The organism is Spiractinospora alimapuensis, assembly GCF_018437505.1.
Lineage (GTDB): Bacteria > Actinomycetota > Actinomycetes > Streptosporangiales > Streptosporangiaceae > Spiractinospora > Spiractinospora alimapuensis.
In genome coordinates this window covers 4,305,346-4,324,332 of record NZ_CP072467.1, presented here as the reverse complement: position 1 = coordinate 4,324,332, position 18,987 = coordinate 4,305,346, and the positions used below count along the sequence as shown (strand labels likewise).

General features: G+C 65.6%; 12 protein-coding genes and 3 rRNA genes. 6 read left to right on the top strand and 9 right to left on the bottom strand.

Annotated features, from left to right (window positions below; genetic code table 11):
* Nucleotides 1-50: 50 nt before the first annotated feature.
* From sucD to J4H86_RS20200, 3 genes are all read right to left on the bottom strand, one after another.
* Nucleotides 51-929: a succinate--CoA ligase subunit alpha gene (sucD, locus tag J4H86_RS20210; RefSeq protein ID WP_236539475.1), complete on the bottom strand. Its 879-nt coding sequence runs from the start codon at nt 927-929 to the stop codon at nt 51-53.
* A gap of 18 nt (nt 930-947) precedes the next feature.
* On the bottom strand, nt 948-2,129 hold the full coding sequence (gene sucC / locus J4H86_RS20205; protein ID WP_236539474.1) for an ADP-forming succinate--CoA ligase subunit beta: 1,182 nt from the start codon (nt 2,127-2,129) through the stop codon (nt 948-950).
* Nucleotides 2,130-2,466: 337 nt separating this feature from the next.
* On the bottom strand, nt 2,467-2,886 hold the full coding sequence (locus J4H86_RS20200) for a cobalamin B12-binding domain-containing protein (RefSeq protein WP_236539473.1): 420 nt from the start codon (nt 2,884-2,886) through the stop codon (nt 2,467-2,469).
* A gap of 50 nt (nt 2,887-2,936) precedes the next feature.
* Between J4H86_RS20200 and J4H86_RS20195 the strand changes: the two genes are divergently transcribed.
* The 3 genes from J4H86_RS20195 (at nt 2,937) to J4H86_RS20185 (ending at nt 5,369) form a co-directional block, all read left to right on the top strand.
* Entirely contained in the window at nt 2,937-3,221 is a 285-nt protein-coding gene (locus J4H86_RS20195) for a hypothetical protein (RefSeq protein ID WP_236539472.1), read from the top strand.
* 125 nt (nt 3,222-3,346) lie between these two features.
* Nucleotides 3,347-4,783 (top strand): DNA-3-methyladenine glycosylase 2, encoded by a 1,437-nt coding sequence (locus J4H86_RS20190; protein ID WP_236539471.1) that lies wholly within the window; start codon nt 3,347-3,349, stop codon nt 4,781-4,783.
* 10 nt (nt 4,784-4,793) lie between these two features.
* Nucleotides 4,794-5,369, top strand: a complete 576-nt coding sequence (locus J4H86_RS20185; protein WP_330932437.1) for a methylated-DNA--[protein]-cysteine S-methyltransferase — start codon at nt 4,794-4,796, stop codon at nt 5,367-5,369.
* A gap of 15 nt (nt 5,370-5,384) precedes the next feature.
* Here J4H86_RS20185 and J4H86_RS20180 read toward each other — a convergent pair whose 3' ends face one another.
* Entirely contained in the window at nt 5,385-6,908 is a 1,524-nt protein-coding gene (locus J4H86_RS20180; protein WP_236539470.1) for a serine/threonine-protein kinase, read from the bottom strand.
* A 138-nt stretch (nt 6,909-7,046) separates the two neighbouring features.
* Between J4H86_RS20180 and J4H86_RS20175 the strand changes: the two genes are divergently transcribed.
* Nucleotides 7,047-7,664, top strand: a complete 618-nt coding sequence (locus J4H86_RS20175) for a cysteine hydrolase family protein (RefSeq protein ID WP_236539469.1) — start codon at nt 7,047-7,049, stop codon at nt 7,662-7,664.
* 32 nt (nt 7,665-7,696) lie between these two features.
* Here J4H86_RS20175 and J4H86_RS20170 read toward each other — a convergent pair whose 3' ends face one another.
* Nucleotides 7,697-8,647 (bottom strand): ornithine cyclodeaminase family protein, encoded by a 951-nt coding sequence (locus tag J4H86_RS20170; RefSeq protein WP_236539468.1) that lies wholly within the window; start codon nt 8,645-8,647, stop codon nt 7,697-7,699.
* Between the two features lie 156 nt (nt 8,648-8,803).
* On the opposite strand from J4H86_RS20170, the gene J4H86_RS20165 reads away from it, so the two are divergent.
* Nucleotides 8,804-10,321: a sodium-dependent transporter gene (locus J4H86_RS20165; protein ID WP_236539467.1), complete on the top strand. Its 1,518-nt coding sequence runs from the start codon at nt 8,804-8,806 to the stop codon at nt 10,319-10,321.
* A 47-nt stretch (nt 10,322-10,368) separates the two neighbouring features.
* A complete protein-coding gene (locus tag J4H86_RS20160) occupies nt 10,369-10,503 on the top strand; it encodes a methionine/alanine import family NSS transporter small subunit (protein ID WP_236539465.1) in 135 nt (44 codons plus the stop codon).
* A gap of 114 nt (nt 10,504-10,617) precedes the next feature.
* Here J4H86_RS20160 and rrf read toward each other — a convergent pair.
* From rrf to J4H86_RS20140, 4 genes are all read right to left on the bottom strand, one after another.
* Nucleotides 10,618-10,734 (bottom strand): 5S ribosomal RNA (gene rrf, locus J4H86_RS20155).
* Between the two features lie 112 nt (nt 10,735-10,846).
* A 23S ribosomal RNA gene (locus J4H86_RS20150) occupies nt 10,847-13,938 on the bottom strand.
* A gap of 327 nt (nt 13,939-14,265) precedes the next feature.
* Nucleotides 14,266-15,804, bottom strand: a 16S ribosomal RNA gene (locus tag J4H86_RS20145).
* Together the 16S, 23S and 5S rRNA genes form the textbook arrangement of a ribosomal RNA operon.
* 666 nt (nt 15,805-16,470) lie before the next feature.
* Nucleotides 16,471-18,804 carry a UvrD-helicase domain-containing protein gene (locus J4H86_RS20140; RefSeq protein ID WP_236539464.1) on the bottom strand — a complete coding sequence of 778 codons (2,334 nt, stop codon included), beginning with the start codon at nt 18,802-18,804 and terminating at the stop codon, nt 16,471-16,473.
* Nucleotides 18,805-18,987: the final 183 nt, after the last annotated feature.

Sequence of the window (18,987 nt, the reverse complement as noted above, 5' to 3'; positions counted from 1 at the left end):
CTCTCCCGTCGGAGACGGGAGAGGGCCTCGGACGACCGAACGGGTGTCGGTCAGAACAGGGCGCGGGCGAGCTTGGCGGTCTCGCTGGGGGTCTTGCCCACGCGGACGCCGACGGCTTCCAGGGCGTCCTTCTTGGCCTGTGCCGTTCCGGAGGAGCCGGAGACGATGGCGCCGGCGTGGCCCATGGTCTTGCCTTCCGGAGCGGTGAAGCCGGCCACGTAGCCGACGACCGGCTTGGTGACGTGCTTTTGGATGTACTCCGCCGCACGCTCCTCGGCGTCGCCGCCGATCTCGCCGATCATGACGATGGCGTCGGTGTCGGGGTCCGCCTCGAACGCCGCCAGGGCGTCGATGTGGGTGGTGCCGATGACCGGGTCACCGCCGATGCCGACGCTGGTGGAGAAGCCGATGTCCCGCAGCTCGTACATCATCTGGTAGGTCAGCGTGCCGGACTTCGACACCAGACCGATCCGGCCGGGCTTGGTGATGTCGGCCGGGATGATGCCCGCGTTGGACTGTCCGGGGCTGATCAGACCTGGACAGTTGGGGCCGATGATGCGGGTGGCGTTGCCCTTGGAGCTGGCGTAGGACCAGAAGTAGGCCGTGTCGTGCACCGGGATGCCCTCGGTGATCACCACTGCGAGGCCGATACCGGCGTCCACCGCTTCGATGACGGCGTCCTTGGCGAACTTCGGCGGCACGAAGACCACGCTCACGTCGGCGCCGGTCTCCCGCATGCCGTCGGCGACGGAACCGAAGACCGGGACCGAGGTGTCGCCGACGTCGACGCTCTGGCCCGCCTTGCGCGGGTTGACGCCACCGACGATGCGCGTGCCCGAGGCGAGCATACGCGCGGTGTGCTTCATCCCCTCGGAGCCCGTCATTCCCTGGACGAGGACCTTGCTGTCCTTGGTCAAGAAGATAGCCATGATGTGTTCTCCTCGTCCCTAGGCCGCGGCCAGCTCGGCGGCCTGGGCCGCGGCGCCGTCCATGGTGTCCACCTGGCGCACGCTGGGGTGCGCCGCGTCGGTGAGAATCTGGCGGCCCAGCTCGGCGTTGTTTCCGTCCAGCCGCACGACGAGCGGCTTGCTGACGTCCTCGCCCCGCTTCGCCAGGAGGTCGAGGGCCTGCACGATGCCGTTCGCGACCGCGTCGCAGGCGGTGATACCACCGAAGACGTTCACGAACACGCTTCTGACGTCGGGGTCGCTGAGGATGATCTCCAGCCCGTTCGCCATGACCTCCGCCGAGGCGCCGCCGCCGATGTCGAGGAAGTTCGCCGGCCGGACGCCGCCGTGCTCCTCGCCGGCGTAGGCCACGACGTCCAGTGTCGACATGACGAGCCCGGCTCCGTTGCCGATGATGCCGACCTGGCCTTCGAGCTTGACGTAGTTCAGGCCCTTCTCCTTGGCCCGAACCTCCAGCGGGTCGCCCTCCGCGGCGGCCGCGAACCGGTCCATGTCCTGGCGGAACTCGGCGTTCTCGTCCAGCGTGACCTTGCCGTCGAGCGCGACGACCTTGCCCTCGCCCGTTAGGACGAGCGGGTTCACCTCGACCAGGGTGGCGTCGGTCTTGACGAACGTCTCCCACAGCTTGGTGATGACCTCGGCGGCCTGGGCGGCGGCCTTCTCCGGCAGCTTGCCCTGGGCGACGATCTCGGCCGCCTTCTGTGGGGAGATGCCGTCCAGCGCGTCGATCGCGACCTTGGCGACCGCGTCGGGGTTGGTCTCGGCGACCTCCTCGATCTCCACGCCGCCTTCGGCGGAGCAGATCGCGAGGAACGTGCGGTTGGCACGGTCGAGGAGGAACGAGAAGTAGTACTCCTCGGCGATGTCGCTGGCCTCTTCCACCCACACGCGGTGGACCGTGTGGCCCTTGATGTCCATGCCGAGGATTGCCTCGGCCTTGGCGACGGCGTCGTCCACGCCGTCGGCGACCTTCACGCCGCCCGCCTTGCCGCGACCACCGGTCTTCACCTGGGCCTTGACGACAACGCGGGACTTTCCGGCGGCCGCGAACTCCGTGGCGATCGCACGCACCTCATCGGGCGTGGTCGCGACCTTTCCCTGGGGTACGGCGACCCCGTACTCCGCGAAGAGCTGCTTCGCCTGGTATTCGAACAGGTCCACGAGGGTCCGTCCTTGGTAACTTGCTTGGATGCGGTCTCGGCGCGAAGATCGCCCCCCTCACGCTGGCGCCCGGTAACCGGGGCCTCAGGGCAGTGCCGTCATGGAGGTGGCGGCAAAGAAGAGGTCACACGGGGACGACAGAGGTTTGTGCAGCGGCTACACCGTTGCGCACGTACTCCCCGCGCGACCCCGCAGATCGATCCGCGTCATGCGGAAGCTTAGCTCGATCGTCTCCTGCGGACACACACCGGGGCCGGCCTGAATCAGCCCGCGACCGCCGCATTCACCGCCAGATCCCCACAATCCCACCGGAGTCGCCAGCGGGGAGTGCAGGGAATCACACCTCTTCGGTCTCCCGACGCCGGAGCCGACGGTCCACCCAGTCGTTGATCTCGACGGTGGTCGCTCCTGGAGTGAAGACCTTGGCGACACCCAGGGACTCGAGCTCCGGAATGTCCTCGTCGGGGATGATCCCGCCACCGAAGACGACGATGTCGGTGGCGTCCCGCTCCCGAAGGAGGTCGAGCACGCGGCCGAACATGGTCATGTGCGCGCCGGAGAGGACGGAGAGGCCGATCGCGTCCGCGTCCTCCTGCAGGGCCGCGTCCACGATCATCTCCGGGGTCTGGCGGAGACCGACATAGATCACTTCGACGCCCGCGTCACGCAGCGCCCGTGCGACGACCTTCACTCCCCGGTCATGGCCGTCAAGCCCCGGTTTTGCCAGCACCACCCGGACCACCGATGTCGCGCTCATGGCGCAAGCGTAACCCACGCGACATCGCTCAGGGAGGGTAGGTATCGGCTATGAGCGAGAACAAGGACGACCTGGAGCGGCTCAGTTCCCACGAGCTCCACCGACGCGCCATGGAGCGGGCGCGGCACCACGTGGATCTCGCGTTCCTGTGGCGGCTCTTCCGCGCGCTGCCCGCGGCGGAGGCGGCCGCCGGCAACGTCGACGCCGCACGCGCGGGAGTCGCACAGATGACCGGCCTCATCGGTGACGTCATCTCCGTACGCGAGGAACAGGACCCGGCGCTTCTCGACGCGCTGCGCCCGATCTACATCGACTATCTCGCCAAGCACTCCTGACGCTCCACGCGTTCCGACGCGATGCCGGACGCACGCGGGAGCGAGCGGGCAACGTGACTGCTCCTATGACTTTCATGTCCGAAATCCGCTAGCACAGCGTGGCGGGCGACGGCATGATGAGGAGTATGGACGATGACCAGAGATACCGCGCGGTGCGCAGCCGGGACACCCGTTTCGACGGGCGTTTCTACACCGGCGTCACCAGCACGGGCATCTACTGCCGTCCGAGCTGCCCCGCGATCGTGCCCAAGCGTTCCAACCTCCGTTTCTACCGCTCCTCGGCCGCCGCGCAGGCCGCCGGATTCCGCGCGTGCAAGAGATGCCGGCCCGACGCCTCCCCCGGCTCCCCGGAGTGGAACCTGCGCGGCGACGTCGTCGCGCGCGCCATCCGACTGATCGCCGACGGCACCATCGATCGTGGTGGCGTCAGCGGCCTCGCCTCCTCCCTCGGCTACAGCGAGCGACAGCTCCGCCGGCACCTCACCGAGGAGCTAGGTGCGGGGCCGCTCGCCCTCGCCCGGGCGCAACGCGCGCAGACCGCCCGCATCCTCATCGAGACCACCGACGTCCCCATGGCGGAGATCGCCTTCGCGGCTGGCTTCGCGAGCGTCCGCCAGTTCAACGACACCATCCACGCGGTCTTCGCGGCCACGCCCTCGGAGATGCGCACCCGTGCCGCCCGCCGACCAGGCGACCCCGCCCCCGGGACGGTGAGTCTGCGTCTGCCCACGCGACAGCCGTTCGACGCCGGGACGACACTGCGGTTCCTCGCCGACCGAGCGATCCCCGGGGTGGAGGAGTGGGTCCACGGGGTCTACCGGCGCGTCCTGCGCCTTCACCACGGGACCGGGATCGTGGAGCTCGCCCCGGAGTCCGACCGGGCGGTCACCTGTCGGCTGCGGCTCCAGGATCTCCGCGACCTCACCGCGGCCGTGGCCCGCTGCCGACACCTTCTCGACCTCGACGCCGACCCGCAGGCCGTCAACGAGGTCCTCAGCACCAGTCCGATCTTCGCCCCACTCGCGGCCCGCCGCCCCGGCCTCCGCGCACCCGGACAGGTGGACCCCACGGAGCTCGCGGTACGCGCGGTCCTCGGCCAACAGATCTCGGTCGCCGCCGCACGCACCCACGCCGGACGACTCGTCGCCCGGATCGGAGACCCCCTGCCCAGCCCCAGCGGCGGCCTCACCCACGTGTTCCCCAGCGCCGAGACCATCGCGGCGGCGCCGCTGGAGACACTCCCGATGCCCCGGACCCGGGCCACGGCGCTCTCCTCACTGACCGACGCGGTGGCCCGCGGCGAACTCGACCTCGGTCCCGGATGTGACCGAGAGCGGAGCGAGGCACAACTGCGGACGATGCGTGGCATCGGACCCTGGACCGCCGCCTACATTCGAATGCGGGGAATGGGTGACCCCGACGTGTTCCTCGCCGAGGACCTCGGTGTGCGCCGGGCCCTCGGGCGCGGCACACTCTCGACCGCCGCGGCCCGACGCCTCGGCGACCCGTGCGCGCCGTTCCGAAGCTACGCCACCCATCACCTGTGGAACCAGCACCGATAGGAGCACGACCATGGTGGAGACGACAACGCAGAGCACGCTCCCACTCGACGTCGACGTGCCCACGGCCGAACCGTGGTGGGAGCCGATGACCTTCCGGGTCCCCGAGGCCGGACCGCGAATCTACGACGAGGTGAGCTCCCCCATCGGCACCATCATCCTGGTGGGCGACGGGACGTCCCTGACCGGGCTGTACATGGAAAGCCCGCCGGCCGACGCCGGCGAGTGGCGGCACGCCCCCGGGGCCCTGCGCGAGGTGACGGAGCAGCTCTCCGCGTACTTCGCCGGCGAGCTGCGCACGTTCACCCTGTCACTCGCCCCCGAGGGCACCGAGTTCCAACGCGGCGTCTGGCGCGCCCTGACCCGCCTGCCCTACGGCCAGACCACCAGCTACGGCGAACTCGCCACCAGCCTCGGCAAGCCCGGAGCGTCCCGCGCCGTAGGCCTGGCCAACGGCCGTAACCCGATCTCGATCGTGGTGCCCTGCCACCGCGTCATCGGCGCCGACGGCTCCCTGACCGGCTACGGCGGCGGCCTGCCCCGCAAGCGCCACCTGTTGACCCTGGAGGGAGCACGGTTCCGCGGGTGATGCCGGGGCCCGGCCTCAGTCCCCGAGGCTCGGCTCGATCGACCCGAGGATCTCCGAGATCACGGCATCGTAGCGAGCCATCTCGGTTTCGGATCCGACCACACTCACCCGCAGCGCCGTGTCGCCGTCGACGAACCGCAGGTGCACGCCCGCCCGTCGCGGGTCATCCCCGGCGTGCTCCGCTATCCCTTCCTCGGTGAAGACGACGGACTCCTCCACGGCCGCGACATCGACGTCCCAGGTCCCGTACTCCTCCGGATCCACCATGGTCTGGGTGTAGGACGCGTACTCCGCCCACGGGCCCGTCGCGTTCCTCAGCTCGGTGTGGGCGGAGAACTCGTTGTTACGGTCCCCGAAGTCCTGGGTGTACCAGGCGGAACGCAGTTCGATCTCCGGGGTTTCGTCGTCGGGGGCGAACGTCATGTTGCCGTCGTCGTCCTCGACGGTCCACTCCGCCGGGTACTGCAGCGAGTAGTTGTCCGTACTGTGCTCGGCGTAAACCGACACGTCGGCCGGCCAGAGAAGGAGTCGCCACCCGAGCACAGCCGCGAGGGCGAGAACGAGGGCTCCCCCGACGACCGCCGAGATCCACCGGCCGCGCTTTCCGAGCCGCGGGAACGGAGACACGGGGCGGGTCGGAGTGTTCACCGGATCGGTAGCGACGGGACGGGTCGCGTCCGCCATCGCCTCGGTCGTCCAGCCACCGCTGCCCTGGTGGGGCGCGCCGAGCATCCGGAGCGTCTGGTCGGCGGTGAGTCGTTGGCTCGGTTCCCGAACCAGCAGGCTCAGCAGGACGGGGGCCAGCGCCTGGGATCGCGACGGCACCGGTACGGGAGCGGACACCACCGCCGCGAGAGTCGCCGGGAGTGTGTCCCGACGGAACGGGGTCTGGCCCTCGACCGCCGCGTACAGGGTGGCGCCCAGGCTCCAGAGGTCGGACGGGGGCGTCGACGCACCGTGCTCCTCGAGGCGCTCGGGTGCCATGTACTCCGGCGATCCCACGATCGACCCGGTCCGGGTCACCGACGTCTCGCCCTCCACGGTCGCGATGCCGAAGTCCGTCAGCAGAACGCGGCCGTCGTCCGCCAACATCACGTTCGCGGGCTTCACGTCGCGGTGGACGACCCCGTTCGCGTGCGCACTGCTCAGGGCGCCCGCGAGTGTCCGGCCGATCGCCCGGACCTGGTCCTCCGGCACCGGCCCTTGTTCGCGAATCAGGTCGGCGAGCGTCTTCCCCCGCACGAGCTGCATCACGACCCAGGGGTCGCCCTCCAGATCGAGCACGTCGTACACCGTCACCACGCCCTCGGCGTCCGACAGTCTGGCCGCCGACCGGGCTTCGCGGCGCACCCGTGCCTTGGCCTGCTCCCGCTCCTCCGGCTCGAGCTCCTCCGGAACGAGGATCTCCTTGACCGCGACCTCGCGGTCGAGGATGGTGTCGCGGGCGCGCCACACCACTCCCATCCCCCCACGGCCGAGACGCTCGAGCAGCTCGTAGCGTCCAGCGATGGTTCGCGTGGCGGGTCGTGTCTCAGTCATGTAGCTCTCCGGGCTACGGGGACAGGGGGCGGTGCGTATCCAATCACATCAATCCGTCGGCTATGTGGGCGTGCGTTGGCTCGCTTTTCGCGGATCTACCCTTCCCACGACCGCCACGCTGTGCCACCGTCATGGGCTATGAGACTCGACCCACACCGCACCGCGGTCCTCGGTCTGCACTGGACCGTCAACGTGACCAAGCCGGAAGGCTTCTTCGCCGCCATGCTGAGCGAGCCGGTGGCGCGCAGCGGAGTGATCCCCCGCGCCGCACACCTGCACCAGGCCGCACGCTCAGCCGGCGTCACCGTCGTCTACACCCGCTTCACCGTGCCCACCGACGGCGGACAGCTCGTGCGCAACACACAGCTCGTCTCGGCGGTGGCCGACGCACCGGAGAACTTCCGCCCGGACTCCCCCGGGAGTGAGATCATCCCCGAGATGCCACCACTCACCGACGGGGACCGGATCGTCGACAACCAGAAGCTCTCCGGTCTCGCCGGGAACGACCTCGCGGAATGGCTCACGCACCAGGGGATCACCACACTCCTCCTCACCGGGGTGGCGACCAACCTCACCGTGGAACAGACCGCGCGGCACGCCACCGACCTCGGGTTCTTCGTGCACGTCATCGCGGACTGTGTCACCGCCGCCGACGAGAACGCGCACGCCGCGGCGATGGCCAACTTCGAACTCGGCACCGCGGGCTCGCTGGGCTCCGCCGAGGCGATCGAACGGTTGCGCCCCGCGGGAAGGTAGGCCACCACCAGACCAGCGGCCACGGCCCTACGTCAGACGTCCGCGGAATCCACACCAGGCATGTCGAGCGTCTCGGCGATGAGACGTGTCACCGCCCAGTCGTGGATTCCGACCCCCACGGACTTGAACACGGTCCGCCCCCCGCTCCGCTGCCACGGCTCCCGGAGCACGTCGGGAAGTTCCCGAACGTCGTCCTTCCTCAGGCCTCCGGTCGTGACGGCGTGCCGGATCTCCCCCGACTCCTCGAGCGCGGCCGCACGCTGTTCCACCATGACCACCTCGGCACCCGCCAACAGGTCCTCCGGCAGCTCCCGCATGGACGGCCGGAACGAGCCGATCCCGTTGACGTGCGCGTCGGGGGCGAGGTCCACGGTGTCCAGCACTGGTTCGGCGGCCGACGTCGCACACGTCACGATGGGCATGTCCGCGACCGCGTCCCGGACCGTGGACGCGACCGTGATCGCGGTACCCGGGAGCTCGGGACGTAGGGAGGCGGCCAACCTCTCGGCGTTCTCCGGTCGGCGACTCACGACACGAAGCTCGCGCAGCGGGCGCACCGCGTGCACCGCCCGCACCTGGTCGGGGGCCTGAGCACCCGACCCGACGATCGCCATCCGGTCCGCGTCCGGCGGCGCCAGCAGATCCGTACCGAGGCCGGCGATCGCACCCGTCCGTAGCGTGGTCACCGCGGCGGCCTCGACCACCAGCGGCTCCGTTCGCAGCGGATCCATCCACGCCACCGAGCCCACGATCGCGGGGTCCCGGGAAAGCTCCACACTCAGTGACTTCGTGACCGTGGCACCCGTGGGGACGTGCCGCGCCGTCATCACCAACGTCGCCCCGTCACCCAACGCGAGCCGCGGCGGACAGTCGAACACCGGGCTGGCCGATCGACCGATCTCGGTGAACGTGCTGCGCAACGCGTCGACGGCCCGCTCCATCGTGACCAACCGGCGGACTTCCGCGTTCCCAACACACCGCATGGGGACTCCTCAGCGCTCAATCACCACGGACAAGGCAAGTGTGCGCACACAGCCCGTCCCCACGCCAACGGCGCGGAACGTCCTCGCGCCTTCTACCCCCGAGGAGGCCACACTGCTAACGTCGCCTTTAGTAGTCGTCGAACCTCATGGAGTGACATGGCTGGGCAGGTCCGTGAACAGTGGGGAACCAGAGCCGGCTTCCTGCTCGCCGCCATGGGGTCCGCCATCGGCCTCGGCAACATCTGGCGGTTCCCCTACGCCGCCTACGAAGGCGGCGGTGGAGCGTTCATCGTCCCCTACCTGATCGCGCTGTTGACCGCCGGTCTGCCGCTGTTGATCCTGTGCTACTCCATTGGGCACCGCTACCACGGCTCACCGCCCGTCGCCCTGCGGCGTCTGAGCCGCCCCGCCGAAGGCATCGGATGGTGGCAGGTGGCGATCTGCTTCGTCATCGGGACCTACTACGCCGTCATCATCGCCTGGGCCCTGCAGTACGCGTCGTTCTCCCTCATCCCCCGGAACACCGCACAATGGCGGGAGAACCCGGAGACGTTCTTCGCCGAGGACTACCTTCGCGCGGCGGAACCCGGGATGGTCCAGAGCTACGCCGCGGACATCGGACTGACCCTGCTCCTGGTCTGGGTGGTCACGCTGATCATCCTGCTGTCCGGGATCCGACGCGGCATCGAACGCGCCAACCGGATCTTCATCCCCCTGCTGATCGTGCTGTTCGGCGCCCTGGTGATCCGGGCCGTCACCCTCGAGGGTGCGGGTGCCGGACTCAGCGCACTCTTCGAACCGGACTGGTCCGCGATGGCCGAGGGCCAGGTCTGGCTGATCGCCTACGGCCAGGTGTTCTTCTCGATGTCCATCGGCTTCGGGATCATGATCACCTACGCCTCCTACCTGCGCCGCAAGGCCGACCTCACCGGGAACGCGTTCGTGGTGGGACTCGCCAACAGTTCGTTCGAGCTACTGGCCGGGATCGGTATCTTCGCCACACTGGGCTTCATGGCCCTCCAGGTGGACGCCCCCGTCCAGGGCGTCGTGGAGCAGGGCGTGGGGCTGGCATTCATCGCCTTCCCGCAGGTCATCGCCACCATGCCGCTCGGTGGGCTGTTCGGGGTCCTGTTCTTCCTCTCCCTGGCCGTCGCCGGCATCACCTCCCTGATCAGCATCATGCAGGTCGTCGTAGCGGCGCTGCAGGACCGCTTCGGGCTGCGGAGGCTCACGGCGACCCTCATCGGCGGCGGCGTCCCCGCAGTGATCTCCTTGGCGGTGTATCCCACGGACCAGGGCCTCACCCTGCTGGACGTCGCCGACCGGTTCATCAACCAGTACGGAATCGTGGCCGCGGCGCTCGTGCAGGTCGTCGTCGTGGCGTGGGCGCTGCGGCGCCTCCCGGACCTCCAAGGGCACATCGAGGAGTACTCCAGCATCCGGCTGACACTCTGGTGGAAGATCTGCCTCGGCGTCATCACGCCGATCGTGCTGACGCTGCTGATCGCGACCAACCTGTGGACCGAGTTCTCCGAACCCTACGAAGGCTACCCAGTGGTGCTGCTGGTCTTCGGCGGCGGTGGGGTCGCCGTTGGCGCGATCGCGGTCGCGGTGCTCCTCACAGCGATTCTGTGGAAGCGGGATGTCGGCCCGGTTCCGGACGTGCGCAAGTGATAACGAGAAGATATGGCGCGTTCGCGCCAGCAGCGGAGGGAAAGCTCATGTCCGCATCCGCCATCGTCATGATGGTCATCGCCCTCACCGTCGTGTGGGGCGGCCTCCTCGCGTCCATCCTGTGGATCTGGCGACACCCGGAGACCCCGGAATCAGACGAGATGCGAGCGACTGAGCAATAGCAGGCAGATGACAGCCGTTGATGGCGTGGTTGACGAGGGGTTGTGTGGGTATGCGTTTGAGGCCCTGTCGGTCCAGGTGTTCTGGATCGGCAGGGCCTCAAATCGTGTGGTGTTGTGCGGCGGTGTCCTACTCTCCCGCCCCGGCGTGGGGGTAGTACCATCGGCGCTGGAAGGCTTAACTGCCGGGTTCGGAATGGGTCCGGGTGTTTCCCTTCCGCTGTCACCACCGCACGTTCGTGTGGTTCGCGGTTCACACACCCTGGTGTGGGGTGCTCCCGTGCACGCGTGTGTGCGTGCGGGGGGTGTGTGCTTGATTCGTGTGCGCGAGTGTCCAGTGTGTTGTGGTGGGCAAGCCCTCGGCCTATCAGCACCAGTCAGCTCCACCCATTGCTGGGCTTCCACGTCTGGCCTGTCAACCCCATGGTCTCTAGGGGGCCTTACCCACTCAAAGGTGGTGGGAGACCTCATCTCCAGGACGGCTTCCCGCTTAGATGCTTTCAGCGGTTATCCGTTCCGAACGTAGCCAACCAGCCATGCCCCTGGCGGGACAACTGGCACACCAGAGGTTCGTCCATCCCGGTCCTCTCGTACTAGGGACAGCTCCTGTCAAGTCTCCAACGCGCGCAGCGGATAGGGACCGAACTGTCTCACGACGTTCTAAACCCAGCTCGCGTGCCGCTTTAATGGGCGAACAGCCCAACCCTTGGGACCCGCTTCAGCCCCAGGATGCGACGAGCCGACATCGAGGTGCCAAACCATCCCGTCGATACGGACTCTTGGGGAAGATCAGCCTGTTATCCCCGGGGTACCTTTTAGCCGTTGAGCGACACCCCTTCCATACGGGAGTGCCGGATCACTAGTCCCTGCTTTCGCACCTGCTCCACCCGTCAGTGTCACAGTCAAGCTCCCTTAAGCACTTACACTCACCACCTGGTTTCCAACCAGGCCGAGGGAACCTTTGGGCGCCTCCGTTACCGTTTGGGAGGCAACCGCCCCAGTTAAACTGCCCACCAAGCACTGTCCCTGATCCGGATCACGGACCGAGGTTGAGGTGCCCAAGAAGATCAGAGTGGTATCTCACCAACGCCTCCACCCCCACTAGCGTGAAGGTTTCACCGGCTCCCACCTATCCTGCACAAACCCACCCAAACACCAATACCAAGCTGCAGTGAAGGTCCCGGGGTCTTTCCGTCCTGCTGCGCGAAACGAGCATCTTTACTCGTAGTGCAATTTCACCGGGCCCATGGTTGAGACAGCGGAGAAGTCGTTACGCCATTCGTGCAGGTCGGAACTTACCCGACAAGGAATTTCGCTACCTTAGGATGGTTATAGTTACCACCGCCGTTTACCGGCGCTTACATTCCCAGCTTCACCCCAAAGGGTTAACCAGTCCTGTTAACGTTCCGGCACCGGGCAGGCGTCAGTCCGTATACCGCGCCTTACGGCTTCGCACGGACCTGTGTTTTTAATAAACAGTCGCTTCTCCCTGGCCTCTGCGACCCCCACCAGCTCAACACGCACGGCGTATCACCGGCCGGGGCTCCCCTTCTCCCGAAGTTACGGGGACAATTTGCCGAGTTCCTTAACCATGGTTCACCCGAACGCCTCGGTCTACTCAACCTGACCACCTGCGTCGGTTTCGGGTACGGGCCGCACACACACTCGCTAGAGGCTTTTCTCGGCAGCACGGGATCACTCACTTCACCACAACGGCTCGGCATCACGCCTCACCCCTATGAGACCCGGATTTACCTAGGCCTCGGGCTACACGCTTACCCCCGGACAACCATCGCCGGGTAGAGCTACCCCTCTGCGTCACCCCATCACTTACCTACTCCCCCCTCAGGTCCCACAGAACCACAACAACACCCCCCGAAGGGAGCGAAGCACGATTCCATGGTTAGTATCGAGAGTTTCAGTATCGGGCGCGTGTATGCGGGTACGGGAATATCAACCCGTCATCCATCGACTACGCCTGTCGGCCTCGCCTTAGGCCCCGACTCACCCTGGGCGGATTAACCTGCCCCAGGAACCCTTAGTCAATCGGCGCCAACGTTTCTCACGTTGGTTTCGCTACTCATGCCTGCATTCTCACTCCCCCACACTCCACACCGGTTCACACCAATGCTTCACCGCGTGAAGGACGCTCCCCTACCAACCAGCCACAAAGGCTAGCTTCTCGGTTTCGGCGGTGTGCTTAGCCCCGCTACATCGTCGGCGCAGAACCACTCGACCAGTGAGCTATTACGCACTCTTTCAAGGATGGCTGCTTCTAAGCCAACCTCCTGGCTGTCTCTGCAACTCCACAACCTTACCCACTCAGCACACCCTTAGGGGCCTTAACCGGAGATCTGGGCTGTTTCCCTCTCGACCACGAAGCTTATCCCCCGCAGTCTCACTGCCATGCTCCACTTGACGGCATTCGGAGTTTAGCTGACATCAGTAACCCTCGCGGGCCCATCAACCAACCAGTCGCTCTACCACACGCCAAGAACCACACAACGCTGCACCTAAATGCATTTCGGGGAGAACCAGCTATCACGGAGTTTGATTGGCCTTTCACCCCTACCCACACCTCATCCCCCGGGTTTTCAACCCCGGTGGGTTCGGGCCTCCACGACCTCTTACAGCCGCCTCACCCTGGACATGGGTAGATCACTCCGCTTCGGGTCCACACCACGCGACTCAGACGCCCATTTAAGACTCGCTTTCGCTACGGCTCCCCCACACGGGTTAACCTCGCCACACAGCATGACTCGCAGGCTCATTCTTCAAAAGGCACACCATCACCCAACACAAAAGCATCAGGCTCTGATGGCTTGACAGCACACGGTTTCAGGAACTATTTCACAACCCCTCACCGGGGCACTTTTCACCATTCCCTCACGGTACTCAATCCACTATCGGTCACCAGGACGTATTCAGGCTTGACAGATGGTCCTGCCAGATTCACACGGGATTCCTCGAGCCCCGCGCTACTCGGGAAACACACCCACACCAATGACTCTTCCTTCGCCTACGGGACTCTCACCCACTCCGGCGTCGCATCCCAACGACTTCGACTAAAAGAACCACCAACGCGACCCTCCGGCAGAAGGATCCAGCATGCTCCCACAACCCCACACACGCAACGGCCGCCGCCTATCACACGCGCATGGTTTAGCCACCATCCCCTTTCGCTCACCACTACTCAGGGAATCACGTATTGTTTTCTCTTCCTACGGGTACTGAGATGTTTCACTTCCCCGCGTCACCACCAACCGCCCTATACATTCAGACGGCAGCGACTCGACATGACTCGAGCCAGGTTTCCCCATTCGGACACCCACGGATCAACGCCCGGTTGACAACTCCCCGTGGACTATCGCGGCCTCCCACGTCCTTCATCGGCGCCTGGTGCCAAGGCATCCACCGTATGCCACACTCACTTGACCACCACAACAACAAGACACTCGCGCACACTATCCACAAACCAAAACCCCAGAGCCCACCCCCACCAACCCCCCCCCAACACAGGAAGCCAGCAGAAGCAGCCCAAGAAACCAACCGCCACAAACCAACCGGCCTGCGGATAGTGGCTTCTTCAGAGCCCAACAGCGCGCCCCCCACCACAACCCCGCAAAAGGGAGTCATCGTGGAGGACCGTAAGTTCTCGCACCCCACACACCCGTGGGTGTGTGTCCACTTTCGAGCCACCGGGTGTGGTTCCCGTCTTCTTGGTGAAAACGAGTCAACACACACCTTCTGGTTAAGGCTCCTTAGAAAGGAGGTGATCCAGCCGCACCTTCCGGTACGGCTACCTTGTTACGACTTCGTCCCAATCGCCGGTCCCACCTTCGCGCGCTCCCTCCCTTACGGGTTGGGACACACGCTTCGGGTGTTACCAACTTTCATGACGTGACGGGCGGTGTGTACAAGGCCCGGGAACGTATTCACCGCGGCAATGCTGATCCGCGATTACTAGCGACTCCACCTTCACAGGGTCGAGTTGCAGACCCCGATCCGAACCGAGACCGGCTTTTCGGGATTCGCTCCACCTCACGGCTTCGCACCCCGCTGTACCGGCCATTGTAGCATGTTTGCAGCCCAAGGCATAAGGGGCATGATGACTTGACGTCATCCCCACCTTCCTCCGAGTTGACCCCGGCAGTCTCCCATGAGTCCCCACCATGACGTGCTGGCAACATGGAACAAGGGTTGCGCTCGTTGCGGGACTTAACCCAACATCTCACGACACGAGCTGACGACAGCCATGCACCACCTGTCACCCACCCCCGAAGGGCACCACATCTCTGTGGATATAAGGGCGATGTCAAACCTTGGTAAGGTTCTTCGCGTTGCGTCGAATTAAGCAACATGCTCCGCCGCTTGTGCGGGCCCCCGTCAATTCCTTTGAGTTTTAGCCTTGCGGCCGTACTCCCCAGGCGGGGCGCTTAATGCGTTAGCTGCGGCACAGAACCCGTGGAAAGGTCCCACACCTAGCGCCCAACGTTTACAGCGTGGACTACCAGGGTATCTAATCCTGTTCGCTCCCCACGCTTTCGCTCCTCAGCGTCAGGAAAGGCCCAGAGACCCGCCTTCGCCACCGGTGTTCCTCCTGATATCTGCGCATTTCACCGCTACACCAGGAATTCCAGTCTCCCCTACCTTCCTCAAGCACGCCCGTATCCACTGCACACCCGGAGTTAAGCTCCGGGCTTTCACAGCAGACGTGACACGCCGCCTACGAGCTCTTTACGCCCAATAATTCCGGACAACGCTCGGACCCTACGTATTACCGCGGCTGCTGGCACGTAGTTAGCCGGTCCTTATTCCCCTCCTACCGTCAACCACGGCAGAAACCGTGGCCTACGCCAAAAGGAAAAGAGGTTTACAACCCGAAGGCCGTCATCCCCCACGCGGCGTCGCTGCGTCAGGCTTTCGCCCATTGCGCAAAATTCCCCACTGCTGCCTCCCGCAGGAGTCTGGGCCGTGTCTCAGTCCCAGTGTGGCCGGTCGCCCTCTCAGGCCGGCTACCCGTCACCGCCTTGGTAGGCCATCACCCCACCAACAAGCTGATAGGCCGCGAGCCCATCCCCGACCAGACGAATCCTTTCCACCCTCCACCATGCGGAGAAGAGTGAACATTCGGTATTAGACCCAGTTTCCCGGGCTTATCCCAAAGTCAGGGGCAGGTTACTCACGTGTTCCTCACCCGTTCGCCACTCACCAACACCCCCGAAAGGATGCGGTGCGTTCGACTTGCATGTGTTAAGCACGCCGCCAGCGTTCGTCCTGAGCCAGGATCAAACTCTCCATCAAAGGCCAAACACACCCAACCAGCCAACGGCCAGTAGGTGTAAACCTTTAGAGAAATCTAATTCCCGACAAAATCAACCACAACACACCAACCATCCCGAAGAACGGTTACTGTGTTTCGGCTTGTTCATCAAAGGAACCCCTAAAACAGGGGCAAACCATAAAGGCACAAGAACAAACGTACGCGCTGTTGAGTTCTCAAGAAACAACCACCCACCACCCACAACAACCAAACACCCTCAACCTCGAGGACCCTCAGCGTCTTCGCGTGGAAGCGGCTCTCTTCACTTTGTTAACCCCAATTTAGCACCCGCTCGCCAATCTCGCAAATTCGAGATTTTTGAGTGAATTCCTTTTCAGGGCTTTCGCTTCTTTCGTAGAGATTACCATTTGATTCTCTCTACTTTGTCCCGGCGTCCGGCCCGCGCTGAAGCGCGTCGGTCTCCGGGGCAACCCCCCCAGTCTACCCATCCCGTTCACCCTGTCAAACGACCGAGTGTGTGATCTGGGAAGCTCTCCCGACACGACGAGATGCCCCGAAGGGACTCGATGTGCTCCAGAGGGAGGGAGAGTGTCGGCACGCCCGCGTTGCGCGTTCGTTTCGCTCGACTTCTTCGAGATTAACAGAGCGGGAAGACTCCTTCATCCCGTTCCGCCGCGCGGTCTAGCTCACAGCTTCTCGACCGGTGCGTAGCCCAGGAGGAGGTCCTTGCTGCCGACGTCCCCACCGAAGTCGATGCGTACCCGGCTGCGTTCGCCGCTGCCCTCCACCTCGAGAACGGTTCCCAGCCCGAACGAGTCGTGGGTGACGCGGTCCCCTGCCGCCAACGACGGGACGTTGCGCGCGCTGCGCGCCCGCGGCGGAGCCGGTCTGCCTGCCGAGACCATGGATCGAGACTCCGCGCCCGTGCGCTGCCAGTCCATGAGGTCGCCGGGAATCTCCGCCAGGAATCGGGACGGTGGGTTGTAGCTGGGTGTCCCCCACGCGCTGCGTACGGCCGCCCTGCTGATGTGCAGCCGGTGCTTCGCCCGAGTGATGCCGACGTAGGCCAGCCGACGTTCCTCTTCCAGCTCGTTGCGGTCCCCGAGGGTTCGCATGTGCGGGAAGACGCCGTCCTCCATTCCGGTCAGGAAGACGACAGGGAACTCCAGTCCCTTGGCGGCGTGCAGCGTCATCAACGTGACTACTCCGTCGCCCTCGTCCTCTTCCACCTGGTCGGCGTCGGCGACCAGAGCCACCTGTTCCAGGAAGTCCACGAGGGTGGGCGGGCCGGGTTGGTCCGCCGATTCCTCCCCTTCGTCGGCGCCTTCCTCGGCCACCACAGACTCGGCGCCGGACTGGGTGGTCTCGTCCTGCGCGGTGTCCTCCGGGTAGAGGGGTCCGGTGAAGGTCTGCTCGAACTCCCGGGCGACCTCCACGAACTCCTCCAGGTTCTCCACCCGGCTCTCGTCCTGGAGGTCCTTGGAGTTGGTGAGTTCTTCCAGATAACCGGTCCGTCGCAGCACGGCCTCGATGATCTCGGCCGGCGAGCTCGTGGGGACGAGCTCCATGAGCTCGTCCAGCAGGGCGACGAACTGGCCGATGGCCTTCACCGAGCGGGTGGCCACACCGGGCGCCTCGTTCGCTCGGCGTAGGGCCGCCGCGAACGAGATTCGCTCGCGCGCGGCGAAGACCTCGACGGTGGCCTCCGCGCGGTCACCGATCCCCCGCTTCGGAACGTTGAGGATGCGGCGCAGCGCCACGGTGTCGTCCGGGTTGGCCAGCACGCGCAGATAGGCCAGGACGTCGCGGATCTCCTTGCGCTCGTAGAAGCGCACCCCGCCGACGATCCGGTACGGAAGCCCGTGCCGGATGAAGATCTCCTCGAGCACCCGGGACTGCGCGTTGGTGCGATAGAAGACCGCGACGTCACCCGGCCGACAGTCCCCGGCGTCGGTGAGTCGGTCGATCTCACTGACGACGAACGAGGCCTCGTCGTGCTCGTTGTCGGCGACGTATCCGACGATCGCGGCGCCCGTCCCCACCTCCGACCAGAGGTTCTTGGGTTTTCGGTCCGTGTTTTGGCTGATGACCGCGTTGGCCGCGCGCAGGATCGTGTTCGTGGACCGGTAGTTCTGTTCCAGCAGCACGGTCCGCGCGTTCGGGTAGTCCCGCTCGAACTCGACGATGTTGCGGATCGTCGCGCCCCGGAAGGCGTAGATGGACTGGTCGGCGTCGCCGACGACGCAGAGCTCCGCCGGTTCGATCTCCGGCGCGCCGTCGTCGGTCGGCCGCGGGGGCGTGGCGAGGGTGCGGACCAGCTCGTACTGGGCGTGGTTGGTGTCCTGGTACTCGTCGACCATGATGTGCCGGAACCGCCGCTGGTAGTGCTCCGCCACGTCGGGGAACAGCTCCATGAGGTTCACGGTCAACATGATGAGGTCGTCGAAGTCCATGGCCCCGGCCTCCTGCAGCCGGCGCTGGTACAGCTTGTACGCCTGGGCGAGGACGCGTTCGCGGTCGTTGTCCGCGCGGGCCTCGAAGGTGTCGTAGTCGACGAGCTCGTTCTTCAGGTTGGAGACCTCGGCCGAGAAGGACCGCGGGGGGTACCTCTTGGTGTCGAGGTCGAGCTCACGGCAGACGAGCTGCATCAGCCTCTGGGAGTCGCCCGAGTCGTAGATGGTGAAGTTGCTCGGGTAACCCAGACGCGTTGCCTCCCGGCGGAGAATCCGCACGCAGGCCGCGTGGAACGTCATGATCCACATCGTGCGCGCGACGCGTGCGCCCAGGAGGCCTTCGATCCGTTCCCGCATCTCGGCCGCGGCCTTGTTGGTGAACGTGATCGCGAGGATCTCACCGGGCCGCACATCACGCTCTCGCAGCAGGTAGGCGATGCGATGGGTGAGAACACGGGTCTTTCCGGACCCGGCTCCCGCGACGATCAGCAGGGGCGACCCCTGGTGCGTCACCGCGTCGCGCTGTGCGGCGTTCAGGCCTTCGAGGAGTGATTCATGGACCGACACGCACTCCAGCCTAGGCGCTCGGAATCGGACACGTTGCTTTAGTTCAGCGGGACCGTTGGCCCCACTCTCGCCGTCCACGCCGCCCGGTCGGCGGACGGTCCCGTCGGCCCACGAGGCCTCCCGTCGCGGTATGGGATCGCCAGGTCGAGAGGCGAGGGGAAGGGACTTACCAGGGCGAACACC